The organism is Phocaeicola sp. ICN-14070, assembly GCF_037892625.1.
Classification (GTDB): domain Bacteria; phylum Bacteroidota; class Bacteroidia; order Bacteroidales; family Bacteroidaceae; genus Phocaeicola; species Phocaeicola plebeius.
This window is the reverse complement of record NZ_JBBKBF010000175.1, coordinates 1-649: the sequence shown is the minus strand read 5'-3', so window position 1 is coordinate 649 and position 649 is coordinate 1. Positions and strand designations below refer to the sequence as shown.

The 649-nt window shown below is 56.4% G+C and carries 1 protein-coding gene; it reads left to right on the top strand.

Annotation, left to right across the window (positions count from 1 at the left end; all coding sequences use genetic code 11):
- Positions 1–649 (top strand): hypothetical protein (locus WKT20_RS18170; RefSeq protein ID WP_340417882.1); only part of this gene is annotated, 649 nt, incomplete at both ends.

The window sequence follows — 649 nt, the reverse complement described above, 5'->3', positions numbered from 1 at the left end:
ATATCTGACCAAGCTGTCCGACAGTGGCCTGATACTGGAAGGCATCAATAATGTGCGGGGCTACCGCTACACCAACTGCCCCGGCATCGACGGGTTCGCTATGCTGGAACGCCTTCACCAGGCCAGACTGAACGGCAGCGGCAAGCTGGAACGCTTCGTGCTGGAGATAGACCGGGAAGACGACGGAACCCTGCTGAAGAAGTATTACGACTACGGAACGTATACGCAGACGGGTGCCGTGGATGACCGGCATTCGGGACTGAGGGGCAAGCTGACCCTGACGAAGTATCTGGCTGATGAGGAACTGGAGAAGTATGCCGCCCGTTATCCGGAACTGACCATCAAGCAGCCGCCCTATACGATGATTGAGTTTGACGACAGTGTGGCCGACGATGCCAATGTTTCGAACCTGGACAACAAGACGGGGTACAAATTCGGCAATACGTACAAAATGAGCGGGCATGTGAATGCCATCCTGTCCAAGCGCCACCGCGTATTGGCCAAGGTGACCAGGATGCCCACGAGCCGGAAGGTGGAGATGGCCGGGCAGCAGGTGGAAGTGAACAACCCGGACGGGGAGATGACCTATTTCCCCCTGCATGACGAAAGCTCGAACTTCTATGCCGATGCGGAGGATATGAACGATTGC